Below are 16,969 nucleotides of genomic sequence, written 5' to 3' on the forward strand. Positions count from 1 at the left end.
GTGATCTCGGCGGCCGCGAGCCGGGCGTTTTCGCGCACCTTCGAGGCGGTATTGGCGGACAACAGCGCGGCGGTAGTCCCCAGCGTGACAACATCGACGCATGGGCATCTTCAACTCCATCGCGCGTGGCCTCGGTAGCCTCCGCCCGCTGTCCGACGCGGAACTCGCAGACAAACGCGAGGCGCTGCGAGAGCGTTACGTATCCGCTGGGGATGTCAACGAAGCGGACAAGCTCTACGACGAGCTGCACCGCTACGACGCAGAGATGACGCGCCGTGCAAACGAGGCCTATGCCCGCGAGAACCCGAACCCACCAGAGCCCAGGCATCGCGAGCACGGGTGGTACCTGCCGAACGACGACTAGGCGGGCGTCTTCAGGCGGCGAGTAGGCGCTTCTGCACACTGATCGCCCTGGCCGAGGGCCTGCGGGAGCCGACCGAGTCGTGGGCCGACCTGCTGCGCGACTGCCGCCGACGCGGCATGCGCGACCCTCAAGGGCCGGGAGGCTTGGAGGCTGCTGAGGCTGTCTGGGCTGGCCCCGGAGCAGATGCGGCAATCAGCCGGCTGTTCTCGACCATCAGCCGCTGGTTGACATTGCGGAGTGCCTGCATGGCGGTCTCAGCTTGGCGGCCGGCCGCGAGTGCCGTGTCTCGTTGCTCGCGCAGTTCCTCAATCTCCGTGTCGCGCATGGAGCGGGCGTCCAGGCCGTCGCGGAGGCGGGCGCCCAGTTCGCGGGCGCGTAGCGTGCGTAGCTCGTTCTGGACTTCGTGAAGGGTCCGTTGCAGGGCGGCGTTCTGTTCCAGAAGCATGCGGTTCTCGACTTCGAGGGCTGCCTCCTTGCGTGCGGTCGCCGCTGCCGCCGCTCGCGGCCCATCTTGGGCAAGGTGGGCACGGACGGTCTCGGCTTCCGCCTTGAGGTCGCGGTGGCGTTGAAGGTACTGCGGATTGACGGCGGCCCGCCGGGTGATCTCCGCGTCGGAGAGGACCTGGCGGCTCTTGCGCATCGCGGCCAGGACGTCAAGGACCCGCTGTCGGCACTGTTCGCTGTCGGCACGGCGCCGTTGCACGGCGGCTGCCCTGCCAGCATCGAGGACCTCGACCCGAGCGGCGGGGATCGTCGCCTGGCCAGGCTTCTTGCGTGGGGCGGCCGGGCGCGTCATCCGGTCGTCCGTTCAGTGACGATCGGGTCGACTGTCGGCTCGTCCAGACGCTGGCGTCCGGCCAGAACCGCCGCTACAGGGATGACTGTGAGGAACCGGTCCCTGGTGTGGAGCCAGGACTCCACCGTGGTCCGTTCCTCGAGGGTGAGGGAGCCGATGTCGGCTTCGCATTTACCGACGAGCTCGTCGATCTGCTGGATCTCCCTGCGCAGCAGCTCCAGGTTCGCCGCGCTCAAGGAGCCCGCGGTGAGTACGGTGCCGTAGGCGCTCTCCAGCGCGGCGAGCTGTTCCGCCTTCCCGGCGCGTAATTGGCGCAACTCAGGCAGGTGGGTGAAGTCGGTGGTGTAGAAGGTGCAGGAGAAGCAGCGGTTGTACACCGGGCAGCCGTGCCCGTCGGCGCGGACGTTGTTCATCTCGTGGCAGCGTCCCGCGGGGACGGGCACCGAGCCGACGCCCGCGCGGATCCGGTCGGCCAAATCGTCGTCGGGGGTGCGGGCGCGGATCCGGCCGCCGGTGAGGTCGAACTGGTACTTGGCGGCGATGGCGCGCACCGCTTCCACCCGCCGGGGGTGCGAGGGCCGGTAGTAGACCTGGGTGGTGGAGGGGTCCTGGTGGGCCATGAGGACTTGCAGGATGTCGAGCGGAACGCCGGCGTCGGCGCGGAGCTGGGCGTAGGTGTGCCGGAAGGCGTAGGGGAACACCCGTGCCGGGTCGAAGGGCTTGCCGTGTTCGTCGGTCACGGCGAACTGGTCGAGCCAGGTCTGAAGCCAGTAGCCGATCGTGCTGCTGTCGTACGGCCGCTCGCCGAGCGCGTTGGCACGCGAGCGGCGCGGGGTGGGGAACAGCACCATGCGGGTGGAGCGGGGCCGTCCGTCTTCGTGAAACAGGTGCGGGGATTGGCGCCGCAGATGGTCCTGCTGGCGGGTGATGACCTCGGCGTCGCTGGGATGGAGCGGGAGTTTGTGCCGCCGGCGGACCTTCTGCATCCAGTACGCGAGGAAGGGGTAGGACCGGCGGCGCACCGTCCCGTCCGGGTCCTCCACATCGATGTCGTGCCACTGAAGGCAGTCGAACTCCAGGTGGCGGAGTTCCCAGGGCCGCCGGCCCACGCGCATTGCCAGCTCCACGCAGTTGCGGCGGGTCCCGGCCGGCAGCAGGGCGAGGTGGCGCTCGTCCATGAGCTGGAGGAAGACCTGCTCGGGCAAAGCGTCCTGAGAGCGGCCCTCCAGCTCGCTGGCCGTGTCGTCCTTCTCCGGGTACGGCGGCACGTCCATCTCCAGCAGATGGACATCCGCAGCATGATTATCCGCGAGCCACGCCCGGCCGTGTTCGAAGACCTCACGCAGCGTCTTCACCAGCTCGTAGTGGCGCACCGGGGTGACCAGCAACGGTCCGGCGCTGCGGCGGGAGGGCAGGAGGCGCTCGGCGACGATCTGCCGGACCGGGTCGCCGTTGTTGAGGAGCTGGTAGTCGCTGGTGTCGCGAGCTCGGTGCGTCATCCAGCGCAGGTAGGCGAGCATGCCGTCGCGGCCGACGTCGCCCGGCCGTCGGCCCTCGCCGGGCAGGGTGCGAAGGAACATCGCGAACCACCGGGCCGCGAAGCCGACGAGCATCAGCCGTGCCGAGGAGGCGCCGCTGGCGGCGAGGCGCAGGAGGTACTGCTGGGCGAGGTGCGTGACCCAGGGAGCGTGGACGTCCCCCAGATCGACGCTCCCGCCCTCGTAGCGGGGGTTGAGGATGTGCAGCCTGACCAGGGTCCGGGTGTGCTCGGTGGCCGGGTCGGCCTCCAGGAGCGGCAGGGTCCGCTGCCACAGCCGCAGGTACGTCGTCTTCGCGCCCTTGGCCGGCAGTTCCGCGGCGGCCAGGTCATCGACCGAGTTGTCGCACAACCAGCGCACCGCCGACTTGACCTGGGCGGGGTTGATCCGGCCGCCCTGACGCAGCTGGGCCTCGTAGCCGCGCAGCACCTGCACCACGACCGCCGGCGCAAGATCGACGAGCGGGACCACGTCGACGGACGTATAGACCGCTGCTGCGGTCAGCGCCCACGCCTCGCGGTCGGGCGTCCCCGCGTTGGACCACTGCTTCTGGTGGGGCAGGCACAGCCGGCTCCGCCGCACCACGGCCATGCGCGGGCACACGCGGACCAGGCACTTCCCGAAGCCCGGACGAGGGGCGCGGCCCCGGGCGAGGTATTCCTCGACGGTCAGCCGGAGCATCCGGCGCTCGGAGGCGCAGCTCTTGCACAGGCCGTGGACCTCGGCGGCACGGTCGCAGCCCACCCGGCACCGGTGCTCGGCGTAGGTGCGGCGGGCGAGCGGCACGGGCGCGCTCGCACACCAGCTGTCGATGTCGCTGGGGGCGCCGGTCTCTCGCCAGTCGGAGGCGCAGCGGTGGCACAGCCACGGCCAGCTCGTAGCTGGCCGGTCGCACCCGGTGTGCCGGCAGCGGCGCAGCGAGTGCCAGTCGGCGCCCAGAGGGAAGCGCAGCTGGAGCGGGGAGCGGTCGAGGCCGTGCCGGGCCAGGTAGTCCCAGTCCGGTTCCGCCCCGGCCACGGGGGCTGGGGCGGGCAGAGATGCGGAAGTCGTCATGCTGGTCCGAAGATCTTGTCGTTCACAGCCCGGGCGGCGTGGGCGACCCGGGCGTCGGAGGGATTGCGGTAGACGTTCTGGCTGGCCACGTCGCGGTGGCCGAGCAGGCGCTGGAGGACGTCGCGCGCGACGTCGAGGTCGGCTGCGGTCTCGCCGAAGGTATGCCGCAGCATGTGCGGATGGATGTGCCGAATGCCCGCGTCCCGGGCAAGATCCGACACAAGATCCTGCACCCGCCGGGTGCCGAGGACCTGCCCGCCCGGCTCTCCCGTGGGACCTGGGAACGACACGAAGGCCCAAGAGGACTTGCCCGCCCTGGGGATGGTGAGGCGTTCGCGCATCCAGTCGGCGTAGAGCATCACCACAGGCTCGGGCACGGGAACAACAACGGTGCCGCGGCTCTTGTTCGCCGCCCCGCGCGGATGGCCGTCACGCTTCTCCAGGTGCAGGTGGGGACCCAGGCTGTAGGGACAGCCCGGGACTGTACTGCCGACCGGGACGAGGTGAATGTCCTCGCGCAACAGGCCGACGACCTGGCCGACGCGCAGCGCGCACGCACCGAGCAGAGCGACTATGCAGCGGTCGCGGGCGGTCTTCGTGGCACGTAGGAGGGCGGCGAACTCCTCGTGGCTGGCGGCCGGTGCCCGACCGGAAGCATGACTCGGCCGCGGATCGACGCGGATACGCGGCTCAAGTACCAGTTTTCCTGCCGCCGGGTGCGGAGCGGTGACGAACAGGGCGTCGACCGCCTTCGCACTGATCCGGCGGAGGTCGGCCAAGTGCTGGTAGAAGCCGTGGATTGCCGCCAGGGCGGGAGCGAGCGTGGAGTCCTGTGGCAACTGCCCCTGGCTGCGGCCGCTCGTCAGCCGGGGCGTGGTCCGCAGCTTCATCAGGTAGTGCGGGAGCTCGGCGGCCGCGTGCTCCCGCGACAGGCCTTGTTCGTCGCACCAGGCGTGGAAGCGCTTGAGGTGACCTGCGTACGCCTTTGTGGTCGATTCCGCGCGGGTCCGGCCGAAGCGCAGGTGGCGGAGGAAGCCGTCCACGTCCTCGACGACCCTCAAGGTGGGCCCGGCAAGAACCGTCCAGTAGGCCAGCGTGTCAGTGACCTCGACCCGCAGGATCTCGGCGGTCGGCCTGTCCGCAGCGAACACAAGCGGAATGTAGCAGCTCGATCACTCAACGACATAACCGGTGTTGGAACCGTGCGCGAGTGCATCAAGGGGCGCATGGATGATTCGACTCACTGGACCGCCTGCCCGCGAACGGAACGAGTCAGTCGACGCTCAGACGCGGTTCATAGAAGGCTCCAGGTGCGGGAAGGCGCCCGTGAGAACACGGGGGTTCATGGGGCTGGCCAGCACCAGGACGCCCACCAGCGGCAGTCCCTCGACCGCGAGGTCGCCGGCACCCAGTGGCGCCTCCTGGTCGAGGAGTCCGTAGGGGTGGTGCAGGACGGCGGGCCAGCCGGACAGGTAGTGGTGCCGCTGCACGAAGGCCTTCGCGGTGGCCTCCGGGATGGCGGTCACCGCGTAGCGCTGGGCTCGGAACCCGCCTTCGGAGACGTGGCGCCACGTTGGGGTGCCGTAGCGCCACCGCTGGGTGAAACCGCGGGGGTCGCCGAGCTGCATGGCCCGCAGGTCGGCGGGCCGCGGCGTGATGATCGAGGTCATGGGCACCTGCGCTGGGCGTCGGTGATGTGGTCGAGCAGGTCCTGGCGCCACCACAGGGCGTGGCGCATGCAGTTGTTCTCGCGCTGGTGGGACTCACTGCATCCGCGCTCGTGGCGGCCGCCGTAGGACCAGGCGAGGCTGTCGGCCGAGACCACGCTCTTGTGTGCGATCTTCAGCCCGGCCTTCTTGAAGCCGAACGCGTGGATGCGGATGCCGGCCCGCGCGAGGTCCGCCAGCAGCATCACGGGCAGGTCCAGGCGTGGGCGGCGGCAGATGCTTCCGACGCCGACGAGCGGTTCCTTCGTCAGGTCCACTCCGGCCTTGTCGAACATGTCGACGCACTGGAAGTAGCTGACGGACGTCCACCCCTGGATCACGGGGATGATCGGCAGGTCGGGTGCGAGCGAGCGCAGTTCGACGAAGTTCGCAACGGTCAGCTCGAGATGCTGCTTCAACGTCTTGCCCGTCTTGCGGAGCACATCCCATTCGCACATCCAGTCCTGCTGGGCGGCGGCGTGGAGCTGGCCCACCTCCTCGTGGTAGCGGCGGACCGCCGCCGCGTAGGTGCGGGCGTCCTGGCGCCACCCTCCGTGGAGCGAAAGCTCGCTGAATCCCCCGCTGTCGAGGAACCATCTGTGCCGGGCGCGTGGCAGGGCGCGCCGGCCTGTGAGGCGGCGGTGTGAGACACACAGGGGGACGTCGGCCGTCTCGAGCCAGGCCGGGTGGTGGGCGCCCAGGAAGAACTCGAAGGGCGGTGCGGGCGGTGGTGCGGTGGTGGTCACGGCGTGCGGTCTTCCGATGGAATCGGGGCGGACGGGTCGAGATCGGGCCAGGGCGCGGGCAGGGTGGGGTCGTCGTCGCGCTCGCGGACCTTGTCCAGGGCGCCGGCGGCCCGGAGGCGGGGGACGTGCAGTTCGGCGGCCTCGTGGCCGCTGGGCCTGCGGCAGCGTCGGCCCGCGGGCGCCGCGCACCCGGGGCAGTCCATCGACAGGGGGCAGGTGTAGCCGTCGACCAGACCACCGCAGCGGCACGGTGCCCCGAGCGGTGTCCCGGCCCGGTCGATGAGAATGCCGCTCGCCAGAAGGGCCTGAAGCTCGGACAGGAGAGCGGGACGGGGGACCGGCTGGGTCAGGGCCGCGTCCGGGCGGTTCACGCCGGACACTGGGTGCCCTCGCAGAAGTCTGCGTCCCTGGGCCACAGCCAGGTGATGCCGAGCCTGCTCAGCAGCCCCGTCAGGTCGCTGTCCGGGGGCTTGGGCACCAGAAGGGTCTTGGTGAGGGTGTCGCCGAACAGTCCGCCCAGGTCGAGGAGTTCGCCGATGGCTTCCTGGAGGGCCGGGCGGCTGGTGGTGCCCCGGGCGACGACAAGCCGGCCCGAGGTGAGATCGACCAGGTCGACGGCCAGGGGGTGGGGCTCACCGGCCATCTTCAGGGTGCATCGGCTCAGTTCGTGCCCGGCCGCCAGTAGGTGGTCACGCAAGGCGCAGAGCAGCAGCTCCGCCGCCGCGTCCTGCTGCGCCGGCTCGACTCCTGGGTGGGGGCGGAAAGGGTGGGAGAGGGGAACGGGGGCGACGCGGGCATGGGCCGAGCGCGGCCCCAGGGGGAGGAGTGGAGCGGGCTGAGACGGCAGGGCCGGATCGTGCATGGCGGACCAATCGGGGTGATGACGTGGGGTGGGGCGGGCCCGACCAGTGAGTCCTGGCCGGGCGAGGGGTCAGTCTGAGATCAGACGCATGCGCTGGGCTTGGGCATCCCACCGGCACTCGGTGTAGAGCCGGTTGAAGTCAGGCATGGCGTCCGGGTGGTCGGCCGGGCATGGCTCCCAGCCGCTGGAGCCCAGTCGCGCGTAGAACCCGTACTCGTGGCACTCGGCCTCGCCGGGCAGGCGTCCGGTCCACGGCGTCCTGCACCGGTCGGTGAAGTGGCCGCAGCCGGAGCGCTGCAACCCGGTGAAGGCGCACCGGGCGAGGTCGCAGAGATCCGTGTGCAGTGATCCGGCCGTCACGTAGCAGCTCGGGCAGGGCCCGTCGGCGGACTGGGTGTCCGCGGCGACGTTGACCAAGTGCTGCAGCCGGGCGCCGATCCAGGCCTCCTTGTACGCCACGAAGGTCTTGACGGTCTCGTCGGTCAGGCCGAGCGGGCCCGTGACCGTGATCTCCCCGGTGTCCGTGACGGCGAGTTGGGTGTCGGTGTAGCTGGTGCTGGTGATGACGGTAATGCTGAACGAGCCGCTGGTGAGCGTGCGGCGGGCGAGTGTCACGGGAGGGCATTCCTCTGGGCGGGGCGGGGCAGTCGTGAGGCGATGGGAGCGGAGGGGCGCGAACTTCGCGGTGCGGGGTTGGTCGGCTGGCCGGGAGCGCCCCCGGCGGCTGCTCGGGGCGGTGCACCCGTGCCCCGCGCGACCACTCGCAATGACGTCGAAGTAAATCCAGTTATGCGACGTCGTCCGGGTGGATGGTGTGGTGCGCGGCCTCGGCGACCAGCGTGCCGAGGCCTGTGCGGAACGGGGTTCCGTCTCCGGGGGCGGGGTTTCCCTGCTCATCGCGGAACTCGACGAGCAGAAGCCGCGCCAGGGTCTGCTGTGTCGGCCACGGCACTCCTCGGGCGAGCCGCCCGTCAGGCCCGATCTCTTCCGTCAGGGCCTTGATCTGCCCCCTGTTGAGGGCGGCGCGACGGCCTGCCGCGGTGATGATGAACGGGCGGGAGTCGTCGGCACAGTTCAGGTCCTCGAGGGCGGCTTGGCCGTCGAGAACGAAGCCGTCGGTGTCGTTGCGGTAGGCGTACTTCTCCGTGACGAACAGGCGCAGCATCCTCGGGCCCACCTTGGGCAGGTGGCCGTCGGGGTGCACGGAGGCCGTCCGCAGACGGGCGACGGCCGTTGCGGTCAGCGTGGTGGAAGGCATGAAAAGCTCCCGGATGTCGGGGTGGAACGAGGGGTGATCCTTCAGCGGAGGGTGAGCCGGGGGGCGTAGTGTCGGCCGATGTCGCCGCACGGGATCTCAGCGCCAGCGCGCCGGGCCTGGCTCAGAAGGCCTTTCAGGGTCCGCTTCTTGGAGTCCGCGTGCGCACCGAGGTGTGGCCGTGTGATGCGCTTGGGCAGCCGGTCCAGCGGCCACTCCCACACGAGGTGGTGGGGGTACTTCGGGTTCCGCTGCCGGTCCAAGGGGCCGATCGTCCGGCGGCCCTCCGCCGTGTAGACGAACAGGGAGTTGGCGCAGAGGAACTTGCCCTCGGGGAAGAGCTCCGCCACGACGGCACAGATCGCGTCGAGAACCTCGGGGGTGGTCTCCTTGAGAGCGGCCCGGGCGGCGTCCATCTTGCTGATGGCATCTATTTCTGGGGTGTTCACGGGTCTCCCGGGGATGTCGGCTCTGGGTAGTGGGTGCCGTCACGTGTGGCGGGGCAGCCGCCCGGGCACTCACCAGCGTTACTCACACAATACATCTGTAAATCCAGTTATGCAATCTCCGGGGGTGGTGTCCGACATCCCTGGCCCCTGACTGGTCGTCGGCCAGGACGTCGGGACCGGGCCGACCATCGTCGTCCCCGCTACCTGGCCGCCCGCCGGCCCGAGCACCCTCCGCAGCGCGAACCGGGTCAGCTCTCCGACGGAGTTGGTATGGCCAGCTGTCCGGGATCTCCGACAGGGCATCCGTCACAGTGAGGGGCGGCCCGCCGTGGACCAGCGCCGGCGGCGCCTGCCGCTCGCTCCCTCGGGCGGTCAGCCGCCGTCCTTCTGCCGCCGGAAGGGGGCGGATCCGCTGCGCTGAACCCAGGGCGTCTTCGTACGTGCCGGGTAGATCAGGCGACCAGGCCGTACAGCGCAGCTTGACGGGCGCGGTACTTCGTCGTCATCGCCCGCCCGACATGCGCCGCCATCGCCGTACCTGCCGGCGGCCGCGCGGCGGGTCCCTCGGCCGCCTCCAGGGCTTCGGCGCGTCGGATGATCTCCCGCATCGACAGGCCCTTCTTGAAGTCGGCGCCGATCTTGGCCTCCGTCCGGGCGAACGCCGCGGCGAGCTCCGGCACGCGTCGCGCTCCGTTCACGAGGTCGCTGTTGCATCCGAGGACACAGAAAACGCAGCTCAGGCGCCGGTTTCCCCAGTCGTAGGCCGGGTGGTACGGCAGGCGGGAACGGGCGATCTCCCGCCAAACTCTCCGGTCGTTCCACGTGTGAATAGGCCGCCATGTCGTGATGTGCCGGCGCCCGTTGCTCGCCCCGCGGTCGATCTCCACCTCGGCGAGCTTTGCCCGCTGGGTGCTTTCGGCTGCGCGCTGCCCGATGCACGCCAAGATCCGCACGGGACGCCCCAGGTGCGCGAGCTCGTTGGTGAGCCGGGTGTAAAGGGTCCGGATCGGTCCCCGTTTTTCGCCGCTCGTGCACCAGCGCGCCGAACTCGACGGCCAGGCCGGCGCGACCTTCGCCTGCGCCGGGTTCTCGCCGCGCTCGAGAGCTTCCTCCTCCGCCTTCGCCTTCAGTTTGCCGTGGCGGGTTTCGACCCGGTCGAGGAAGTCGACGCCAGAGGTCACCACCTCGAACCGTCGGACCCCGCACAGGCGGGCCTGCAGTTCGGCGAGCTCGCGGGTACCTTCCCACTCGGCCCGGCCCAGGTCCGCGTGCACGACGACGACCTTGTCCAGCATCCCCAGAGCCTTCGCGCGGCGGACGACATAGGAGAGCATGGCCTGGCTGTCCTTGCCTCCGGAAGACGACACGACCACCCAGTCCGCGTCCCGGATCAGCTCATCGGGAACGGTCGTCGACGGCGTGAACGGCACGGACGGGTGCACAACCCGCCTGCGCCTCCGCTTCGGCTTGGGCTTCGGAACGACCAGGACGGCCGCGGGGACCTCCTGCGGGTCCTCGAGGCCGCTCAGGCTGAAGAGGGCGTCTGTATGCATAGCGGGGCGTCCTTGAGGGTCGGTGCGCATCGGGCCGGGGCGAGGCCTGGGCCATGCCCCGGGAGCCGGTGGTCGAGCCCGTAGTGGGGTGGGAGGGGCGACCGCCCCAGACCGGGGCGATGAGTCGAAGGCACGCCACCGGATCGGCAGCTCCGGTGCCGTCTGGACGAGGCCACGGGCAGCCCGGAGCTGCCGTGTCAGCCCGCAGTCGTCACGACCCGCCCTCCTGCGCGGCGGCCTGGGGCCCGCAGCCCGGCTCCCACGAGAGGTGGATGACTGCCGGACGCTCACCGGGTTCGTACGCGAAGTGCCACCTCAGACCGGCCTCGTCCGTGGCACGCCGACGGCCTGCGTGGTTCGACGGGGGGTCGGGCTGTACGTGGGTGCTGCGGCTGTACGCGGCCTCGACCACCTTCTTCCCCGTCGAGCGGGTGAACTCCGTGCCGAGTACGTCCCGGGCGAAGCGGCGCAGCACCAGGGTGGTGAAGCGGACCGGGAGGTCGTCTTGCAGCGCGAGGACCCAGCGCTTGTCCCTGCGGTGGCCGCTTCGGCTTCGGCTTCGGCTTGGCACACCGGCCTTGACCTGGCCGTAGGTCCGGTCGCGGTGCGCGGTGCTGTAGCCGAGGACGCGGTTCGCATCAGCGGAGAGCAGAAGGGAGAACCCTTCTTGGGCCAGCAGCCGCCAGGCACCGCCCTCGACGCGCTGATGCGTGCCGGTGGCGATGAGGTTTTCCAGCAGCGAGCGGATCTCCGCTTCCGCCGTCGCGCGGTCGCCCCCGTGCGTGGCGCAGTACCGCTCGATCGCCGAGCGGGTCACACCGAGCTGCGGATCGTGCGCTTCGTCGGAGGTCAGAGGCAGTCGATCCGTGGCGGCCGTGACCGGCTCGCGCGTGGAGGGAGCGGTCGGGCACGGGACTACCGGGTCGGCGGGCTTCTGTGGGCGCCGGAAGCCGGCGCACGTGCCGCACCACCCGTCGGCGCGCCGTGTCGGCCGGTGGCAGCGGCTCCCGCCCCGCTCGTAACGGGAGCAGCGACTGTTGCTCGTGAGAGCCGCCAGGGAGGAGGGGTTCGGTCGGTTGTGCATGCGTGGTCCTTGCGGGCGGAAGGCAGATCGAAGGGGGACGGCGCCCCTATCCGGCGAGTCGGACGTCGAGGCTGAACACCAGGTGATCCGGCGGCAGTTCGTCGAGGTAGCGGTTGGCCAGATCCAGGTAGCGCGTGCTGCGGGTCTCGGCGTCGTCGTCGGCGTCGATGAAGGACGGGTTGATGTGGAGGGTGCCGTCGACCGTCAGGAGAAGGTCGCCGGGAACGGCCCGCTGCCGGGCGCGTTCGACGAACGCATCGTGGTCCAGCGCGACCAGGGCGGCAGTATCGGCTTTCCGGCGGTGCGACCGGGGCGCGTCAAGGTCGGTGAGGACCTGGAGCTGCGGTTGGGCGCGGAACTCCTGCAGTGCCCGGCCGGGGTCCTGCGGATGGCGCTGGTGGAAGGAGCTGAGGGGGACGGCCGGGGGCAGGGTGGCCGTGGCGTTCGTCCACGCACGGTGGAGCCGCGAGGCCTGCGCGGCACGGTGTGTGCGCATCGCGGGGAAGTCCAGCAAGTCTCGGCGGCCGCCGCTGCACGTGGGAAGGCGGGACTGGCGTGCCCGTGAGCTCTGGACGAGACTCCCGTCGCTCGGTGTGACGTCCGGGCGGACGGCGAGATGAGTGTCGTATCGCCCGTAGGCGGTCCAGGTGTAGAGGTCGTCGGGGTACGGCGCGATCGCCTCGTCGATCGCGTCCGCCCAGGCGTGCGGGTCGTTCAGGGGCGGGAGGCAGACGAGCGTGTGGCGGGAGGTCATGGGGTTCCTGCATGGGTGAAGGGCAGCGGCCGGGCACACCGGGCGGCCGGTCGCTGCCGGTCGGTCGTGTTGCTGGGCCCGGTGTTCACGGGAGCTGGAGGTAGAGCTCTTCGCCGGGGGCGAGGGAGCCGACTGCGGCATTGGTGAGCCCGCGGAGGATCGCTTCCGCCTGCGGCTTGAGGTCCTGCGGCACCGTGAGCTGTTCGATCCACTCGCGTCCGTGCCGGGACGCGAGCGGCAGATACAGCCCGTCTGAGCTGTAGCGGACCGGCTGCGGCTGGGACCGGGTCGGCTCGAACGCGACCGCGCGGACGACGAGCTGCCGGGCGTGGGCGTCTTCCCGCGCCTGGACCTCGGAGATGACCGGAGTGAGCAGCCGGGCGAGCTTTGCCAGTTCGAGCCGGGTGAGACGCTCGTGGGCGGCGACCAGGATCTCGTGGACGGCGTAGTCGTCCTGAAGGCGGCTGATCTGGTCGAGGACCGGACGGATATCGACGGCGCGGGACGTGGTGGTCATCGGCGGACCTTCCGTGGTGTGAGCGGCGGTGCCAGCGGGCAGCGTTCGGGGCCCGCTGGCATCCCCTGATACAGCATCAACCTACCGCAATAAATCCAATTATGCAATCTAAAGGGGTGGGTGGAGGCTGCTCAGGAACGCGTCCCGGCGGGCGATCGCCTCCTCGCGTTCCTGGTGCGCCTGCGTCAGACCGCTGTCGCCGGCAAGTGCGTCCGCGCAGGCGATCAGCACATCGGTCCCCAAACGCCACAACAGGCTGTTCGCGCCGAGTACAGCCGCCGTAAGGGGGTCGATCTCGACGCCGACCCACCGGTAATGCGCAGCGTCGCGGCCCTGGTCATGCAGCATCCGGGCCTGCGCGCGCCACATGGCGCCCGAGCCGGCCGCCGCCTCGCCGATGACCGTGCCCGGCGGAAGATCGTCGGCGAAGTACTCGACCATGTGATTGGTGACGACGTCGGGCGTGTGGAAGGCGCCGCGGCGGCTCTTCTCCCCGCGGTTGCTCAGCGCCTGCAGCAGCCGGCCCAGCAGATCGGTCGCCAGATAGCGCTTCGGATCGGCGCCGTACTCGAGGATGCCGCCCTTGAACAGATGGTGGGTCATCTCGGTCACGGCCTGCGCGGTTTGCTGAGGCGGATCGGCGAGCCACCGCCACAGCAGGCCGGCCCGCTCCACGAGATACGGCTGGCTCTGCCACAGGTGGGCCCACATCTGCCGGAGCACGACGATGAGGTCGTCCGGATCCAGAGCGGCGACGTCGTGGGCGAGTTCCGGGCTCTGCGCATCGGCCAGCGGGAGCAAAGCGAGCGCCGCCGTGGTGCCCAGGGGGACCTCCAGCGACGAGGAGGGCCACAGCGCCGTGATCGTGTCGATTAGGCGCCGGGCGTGCTCCTGGGGATCCTCGGGGAGGAACGCCCGTCGGGCGTGCGCGGACGGAAGCCAGGTCAGGTCACGCGGGCGGGTGGTCATCGTGTTCCTGTTCATGCGGCGCGGGCGGAGAAGAGGGTGTCGAGCTGGCGGAAGGCGTCGTGGGTGGCCTTGGCGAAGGCGGCGACGTCGCGGAGTCGGTCTCGGTGGGCCTGCATCTTCCGCTGGTGCGCGAAGGCCTGCTGGCTCAGGTCGCTGTGGGCCAGGGTGTTGCCCACCGCGACGACCGCCTTGGGGCCCAGGTCCCAGACGACGGTGTTCACCGCTGCTCCGGCGGCCGCGATCGGGTCGAGTTCCTGCATGACCCACTCGTGCTTGTGCGGATCCCAGCCGCGTTCGCGCATGGCCTGCACCATGGAGCGGAACATGCCGCCGGTACCCGCAGCCGGCTCGTTGAACGACTGCCCCCGCCCCGGCTCGGAATCGGCGTCTGATGCGCCGTCATAGAGGAGACGGGCCATCATGTCGGCGACCTCCGGAGGCGTGTGGTACTCACCCAGGCCGCGGCGCGAGCTGTGATGCCGCAGATTGGTGATGGTCCACGACATGAGGTCGATATCCGAGCGGTAGTACGGATCCTTGTCGCCGGTGTACTGGAGTACACCCGCGCGCAGTGCGGCCCGGGTGACGGCCGCGACGCCGCGCAGGGCCTGCTCGTCGAGGTCCTCCTCCGTCCAGCGGAAGATCGGTGCGGCCACATCCATGAGCTCGGGGCGCAGCATCCACGTGGCGGCGTACACCTCGGCGTAGCCCTTGGCAAGGACGCGAGGAGGCTGGGCGGCAAAGTAGCGGGAGAGCTGAGCGGCATGGAGCGCGCCTGGGGACTTGATGGGGCACAGGGCCAGGGCCGCGACCACGCCCGCTGGAATGTCCATACGGCTGCTGCCGCAGCTGCGGTACCAGGCGTCGGCGACGGATTCTCCGAAGTCGGAGCCGCGCCGGCGTGTGATGGGGAAGGGTGGACAGTCGGTGGTGCCGGCGTGCCGGGCACATCCCGGATCGCTGCAGTCGGCGGTGCCGTCGGATTGCGCGTGGCCTGCTGGGGCGAGAGCCGCCGGTGCGGGCCGCTGGGCGGAGGCGAGGGCTGCGGTGAGGCGGGAGCCCAGGTCGGATGGTGCCATGGGTGAAGCTGACTTTCGTGCGCTGTGCTGATGGATCGTGCGGCCGGCGCTGCGTTTCAGCGCGGGTCGGCGGGAAGCCGGGTGGCGGGTGCGACCTTCGGCCATACGACGGTGTCGGGTTCCACGTGGGCGCGCTGGCTGCTGAACCGGCGCCGGGCTGCGAGTTCGGCGCCGTCCGCGCGGGCAGCCGTGGTCTCGTACGACGAAAGGCCGCTGGCGTACAGCACGTTGTAGAGCGCGTCGTAGGCCGCGGCGTCCTCGTGCGGAGTGCGGTAGACGGCGAGCACGGCCATGCGATGGCCGTGGTCGGCGAAGGCGACCGTCCACGCGTCCGGGGCCGCCGGCTGGTATCCGCCGGCCTGCGCCTCGTCGAGGGCCCGGGCGAACTCCGCCGGGTCGGTGGTGGTGTGCTCTCGCCAGGGCAGGAAGCCGTGGCCCAGGGCGTAGCGGCCTTCGGCGTCGGGCTGGCAGCGTTCGAGGACCTTCGGAGGATCGCCGAGGCCGAGGATCTCGATGGCTTCGCCGGTGAACCGGAGGTTGAGGGCGATCGAGGCGTCCGACCGGAGTTCGGCTGCGATCCGGCCCGTCACCTCGCTGGTGAAGCGGGGCTGGATCATGCCGTCGTGCCGGTGGCCGAGGACTTCGGCCGGATACGGCCCGCAGTCCTTGAGGGTGACGGAGGAGGGGAACCATTCGGCCGGTCGGCCGGGAGGCTGGGTGTGCATGCTGCTGTGTTTCTGCGTCGGAGAAGCGCGCCGGGGGCGCGACTGGCGAGGCGGCGTTCAGATCCGGCAGCTCCAGAGGCGCCGTGGGTACGCGACCAAGGATATAGACATTACGTCCCTAATTCCAATTATGCAATCTAGAGAGTGGTGCCGATCCACAGGAACCGGAACGCCGCCTTGAACTGCTCGTGACGGATCAGCGCGTCGGGCATGGCGCGCAGCAACCGGGCCCGGAACTCCGGCCCATGGGATCGACCCCGCGGGCGCGTCCCGTGGACCAGCTCGTGCACCAGGACGTACTCCAGCAGCGCCGGCGGGAGCTGGAAAACCGCCCAGTGCAGAGTCAGCCGGTGAGCGCGCTCCTGGTAGATGGCCCCGTTGCAGCGGCCGAGGTCGCGCACCGCCAACTGCGGGAGCCGGCGCCGGGTCCGCATGCGCGACCAGTGCGCCAGCGCCTCGCCCTCCAGCCAGGCCCGGCCCGCCCGCGCGTACCAGTCGATGACTGGCTGCGCGCCGTGCCTCTCCAGGTCACCGCGGTAGACGACGAGCAGTCCCGTTCCGTCCTCCTGCTGCCGCATGCGGACCGCAACGGGAGTGTCGACCAGGTGCAGTCGGATGGTGCGGCCGAGCCAGAGCAGCTCACAGCCGTCCACCAGGCGCCTGTTCGGGTGCTGGGGCGCCCTCTTGGCCATCTGCCGGGCGTGGGCCTCCAGGCGCGGGGCGTTCTGGCGGACGAACTGCGTGATCTCGGCGGCCGTCGACGTCGGCAGGATGCGCACGACACGGCGCCCGTCCGGTCGCGTCGTCACTGCATGCGTGGTACGCCGATGTGACACCACGACGTCGAAGGTGCCGGAGGCGAGGATTCCGTCGGCTTCCAGGGCCGCGGTGACGCCTCGGATGAGGACCTCATCCGAGGCGGCGGTCGGGTTCATGAAAAGGAGCTCCTGTCGGTCGGTCCGGCGGGCGGGGCGCCGGCGCCCGGTGCCGGCACGCCCTGCCGGCACCGGGCGCCGGTGGCGTGCCAGCGGGGCAACGCGCGAGGCCCCGGCGGGAGCTGAGCTCGCCGCCAGGGCCATGCAATCGGGGAATGATGGGGTTGGGTCGGGCCGTGTTCCTCCGGTACGGATCGGGCCCGTGACGGACCCGGCCCGGTCGGGGCGGTGCGGGGGCCGGGCGCCGCTGCCGATTACGCAGCGCCTCGTGATCCGTCGCCGCCTCCACTGACCATGGCGCGGACGTAGCCGTGCGCAGCCGTGGTGTCCTGCGGGTTGCCCAGGGCGGTGGCGAGGGCCGTGACCAGGGCGCGGAGCTGGTGGCTGAGACTGTCACAGGTGATCCAGTCCCAGGCCGCGTCGTGCCGTTCACGCAGCGGGAGGATCTGACGGGCCAGATCCTGCGCGATCTGGTCGCGGGCGGCCTCGCACAGGGCGTCGACCAGGGCGGCCGCCCGGGGTTCGGGCAGACCGCCGTCAGCAAGCCTTTCGATCATGTCGTGACGCTGGCTCTCCAGGTCGAA

Annotated in this window: 20 protein-coding genes; 1 reads left to right on the forward strand and 19 read right to left on the reverse strand. The window is 70.6% G+C overall.

The genetic code is table 11. The annotated features are described in order from the left end of the window. The first annotated feature begins 100 nt into the window (after window positions 1–100). Window positions 101–364 (forward strand): hypothetical protein, encoded by a 264-nt coding sequence (locus tag ABZY20_RS30215; RefSeq protein ID WP_356445555.1) that lies wholly within the window; start codon window positions 101–103, stop codon window positions 362–364. A gap of 127 nt (window positions 365–491) precedes the next feature. Here ABZY20_RS30215 and ABZY20_RS30220 read toward each other — a convergent pair whose 3' ends face one another. The 19 genes from ABZY20_RS30220 to ABZY20_RS30310 all read right to left on the reverse strand — a co-directional run bounded on the left by ABZY20_RS30220 (window position 492) and on the right by ABZY20_RS30310 (window position 16,942). Beyond that, window positions 492–1,160, reverse strand: a complete 669-nt coding sequence (locus ABZY20_RS30220; protein ID WP_356445665.1) for a hypothetical protein — start codon at window positions 1,158–1,160, stop codon at window positions 492–494. After that, on the reverse strand, window positions 1,157–3,751 hold the full coding sequence (locus tag ABZY20_RS30225; RefSeq protein ID WP_356445557.1) for a site-specific integrase: 2,595 nt from the start codon (window positions 3,749–3,751) through the stop codon (window positions 1,157–1,159). Before ABZY20_RS30225 ends, ABZY20_RS30220 begins: the two co-directional genes overlap by 4 nt. Continuing rightward, window positions 3,748–4,902, reverse strand: coding sequence for a tyrosine-type recombinase/integrase (locus ABZY20_RS30230; protein ID WP_062189917.1), 1,155 nt, complete (start codon window positions 4,900–4,902; stop codon window positions 3,748–3,750). The genes ABZY20_RS30225 and ABZY20_RS30230 overlap by 4 nt, the downstream gene beginning before the upstream one ends. 132 nt (window positions 4,903–5,034) lie before the next feature. Further along, complete coding sequence (locus tag ABZY20_RS30235; protein ID WP_356445559.1) at window positions 5,035–5,421, reverse strand: hypothetical protein; 387 nt, start codon at window positions 5,419–5,421, stop codon at window positions 5,035–5,037. Further along, entirely contained in the window at window positions 5,418–6,203 is a 786-nt protein-coding gene (locus ABZY20_RS30240) for a hypothetical protein (RefSeq protein WP_007490763.1), read from the reverse strand. Before ABZY20_RS30240 ends, ABZY20_RS30235 begins: the two co-directional genes overlap by 4 nt. Further along, window positions 6,200–6,574 carry a hypothetical protein gene (locus ABZY20_RS30245; RefSeq protein WP_356445561.1) on the reverse strand — a complete coding sequence of 125 codons (375 nt, stop codon included), beginning with the start codon at window positions 6,572–6,574 and terminating at the stop codon, window positions 6,200–6,202. Before ABZY20_RS30245 ends, ABZY20_RS30240 begins: the two co-directional genes overlap by 4 nt. After that, on the reverse strand, window positions 6,571–6,900 hold the full coding sequence (locus ABZY20_RS30250; protein WP_356445563.1) for a hypothetical protein: 330 nt from the start codon (window positions 6,898–6,900) through the stop codon (window positions 6,571–6,573). The genes ABZY20_RS30245 and ABZY20_RS30250 overlap by 4 nt, the downstream gene beginning before the upstream one ends. 234 nt (window positions 6,901–7,134) lie before the next feature. Continuing rightward, window positions 7,135–7,680 (reverse strand): DUF45 domain-containing protein, encoded by a 546-nt coding sequence (locus ABZY20_RS30255; protein ID WP_051860270.1) that lies wholly within the window; start codon window positions 7,678–7,680, stop codon window positions 7,135–7,137. 172 nt (window positions 7,681–7,852) lie between these two features. Beyond that, window positions 7,853–8,323, reverse strand: coding sequence for a hypothetical protein (locus ABZY20_RS30260; RefSeq protein ID WP_356445565.1), 471 nt, complete (start codon window positions 8,321–8,323; stop codon window positions 7,853–7,855). Window positions 8,324–8,364: 41 nt separating this feature from the next. Then, window positions 8,365–8,769: a hypothetical protein gene (locus tag ABZY20_RS30265; RefSeq protein ID WP_356445567.1), complete on the reverse strand. Its 405-nt coding sequence runs from the start codon at window positions 8,767–8,769 to the stop codon at window positions 8,365–8,367. A gap of 452 nt (window positions 8,770–9,221) precedes the next feature. Next, window positions 9,222–10,322, reverse strand: a complete 1,101-nt coding sequence (locus ABZY20_RS30270) for a phosphoadenosine phosphosulfate reductase family protein (protein ID WP_356445569.1) — start codon at window positions 10,320–10,322, stop codon at window positions 9,222–9,224. Window positions 10,323–10,533: 211 nt separating this feature from the next. Next, the gene (locus tag ABZY20_RS30275) at window positions 10,534–11,139 is read right to left on the reverse strand and encodes a hypothetical protein (protein WP_356445571.1); all 606 of its coding nucleotides are present in this window, start codon (window positions 11,137–11,139) and stop codon (window positions 10,534–10,536) included. A 313-nt stretch (window positions 11,140–11,452) separates the two neighbouring features. After that, window positions 11,453–12,160, reverse strand: coding sequence for a hypothetical protein (locus ABZY20_RS30280; protein ID WP_356445573.1), 708 nt, complete (start codon window positions 12,158–12,160; stop codon window positions 11,453–11,455). 85 nt (window positions 12,161–12,245) lie between these two features. Further along, window positions 12,246–12,677, reverse strand: a complete 432-nt coding sequence (locus tag ABZY20_RS30285; protein ID WP_356445575.1) for a hypothetical protein — start codon at window positions 12,675–12,677, stop codon at window positions 12,246–12,248. A 108-nt stretch (window positions 12,678–12,785) separates the two neighbouring features. Next, window positions 12,786–13,646 carry an N-6 DNA methylase gene (locus ABZY20_RS30290; protein ID WP_356445577.1) on the reverse strand — a complete coding sequence of 287 codons (861 nt, stop codon included), beginning with the start codon at window positions 13,644–13,646 and terminating at the stop codon, window positions 12,786–12,788. Between the two features lie 11 nt (window positions 13,647–13,657). After that, window positions 13,658–14,725 carry an N-6 DNA methylase gene (locus tag ABZY20_RS30295; RefSeq protein WP_356445579.1) on the reverse strand — a complete coding sequence of 356 codons (1,068 nt, stop codon included), beginning with the start codon at window positions 14,723–14,725 and terminating at the stop codon, window positions 13,658–13,660. 56 nt (window positions 14,726–14,781) lie between these two features. Beyond that, window positions 14,782–15,450 carry a hypothetical protein gene (locus ABZY20_RS30300; protein ID WP_356445581.1) on the reverse strand — a complete coding sequence of 223 codons (669 nt, stop codon included), beginning with the start codon at window positions 15,448–15,450 and terminating at the stop codon, window positions 14,782–14,784. A gap of 137 nt (window positions 15,451–15,587) precedes the next feature. Next, window positions 15,588–16,385: a YgjP-like metallopeptidase domain-containing protein gene (locus ABZY20_RS30305; protein ID WP_356445583.1), complete on the reverse strand. Its 798-nt coding sequence runs from the start codon at window positions 16,383–16,385 to the stop codon at window positions 15,588–15,590. 254 nt (window positions 16,386–16,639) lie between these two features. Continuing rightward, window positions 16,640–16,942, reverse strand: a complete 303-nt coding sequence (locus ABZY20_RS30310) for a hypothetical protein (protein WP_356445585.1) — start codon at window positions 16,940–16,942, stop codon at window positions 16,640–16,642. Window positions 16,943–16,969: the final 27 nt, after the last annotated feature.

Source organism: Streptomyces sp. NPDC006624 (genome assembly GCF_040611555.1).
GTDB lineage: Bacteria > Actinomycetota > Actinomycetes > Streptomycetales > Streptomycetaceae > Streptomyces.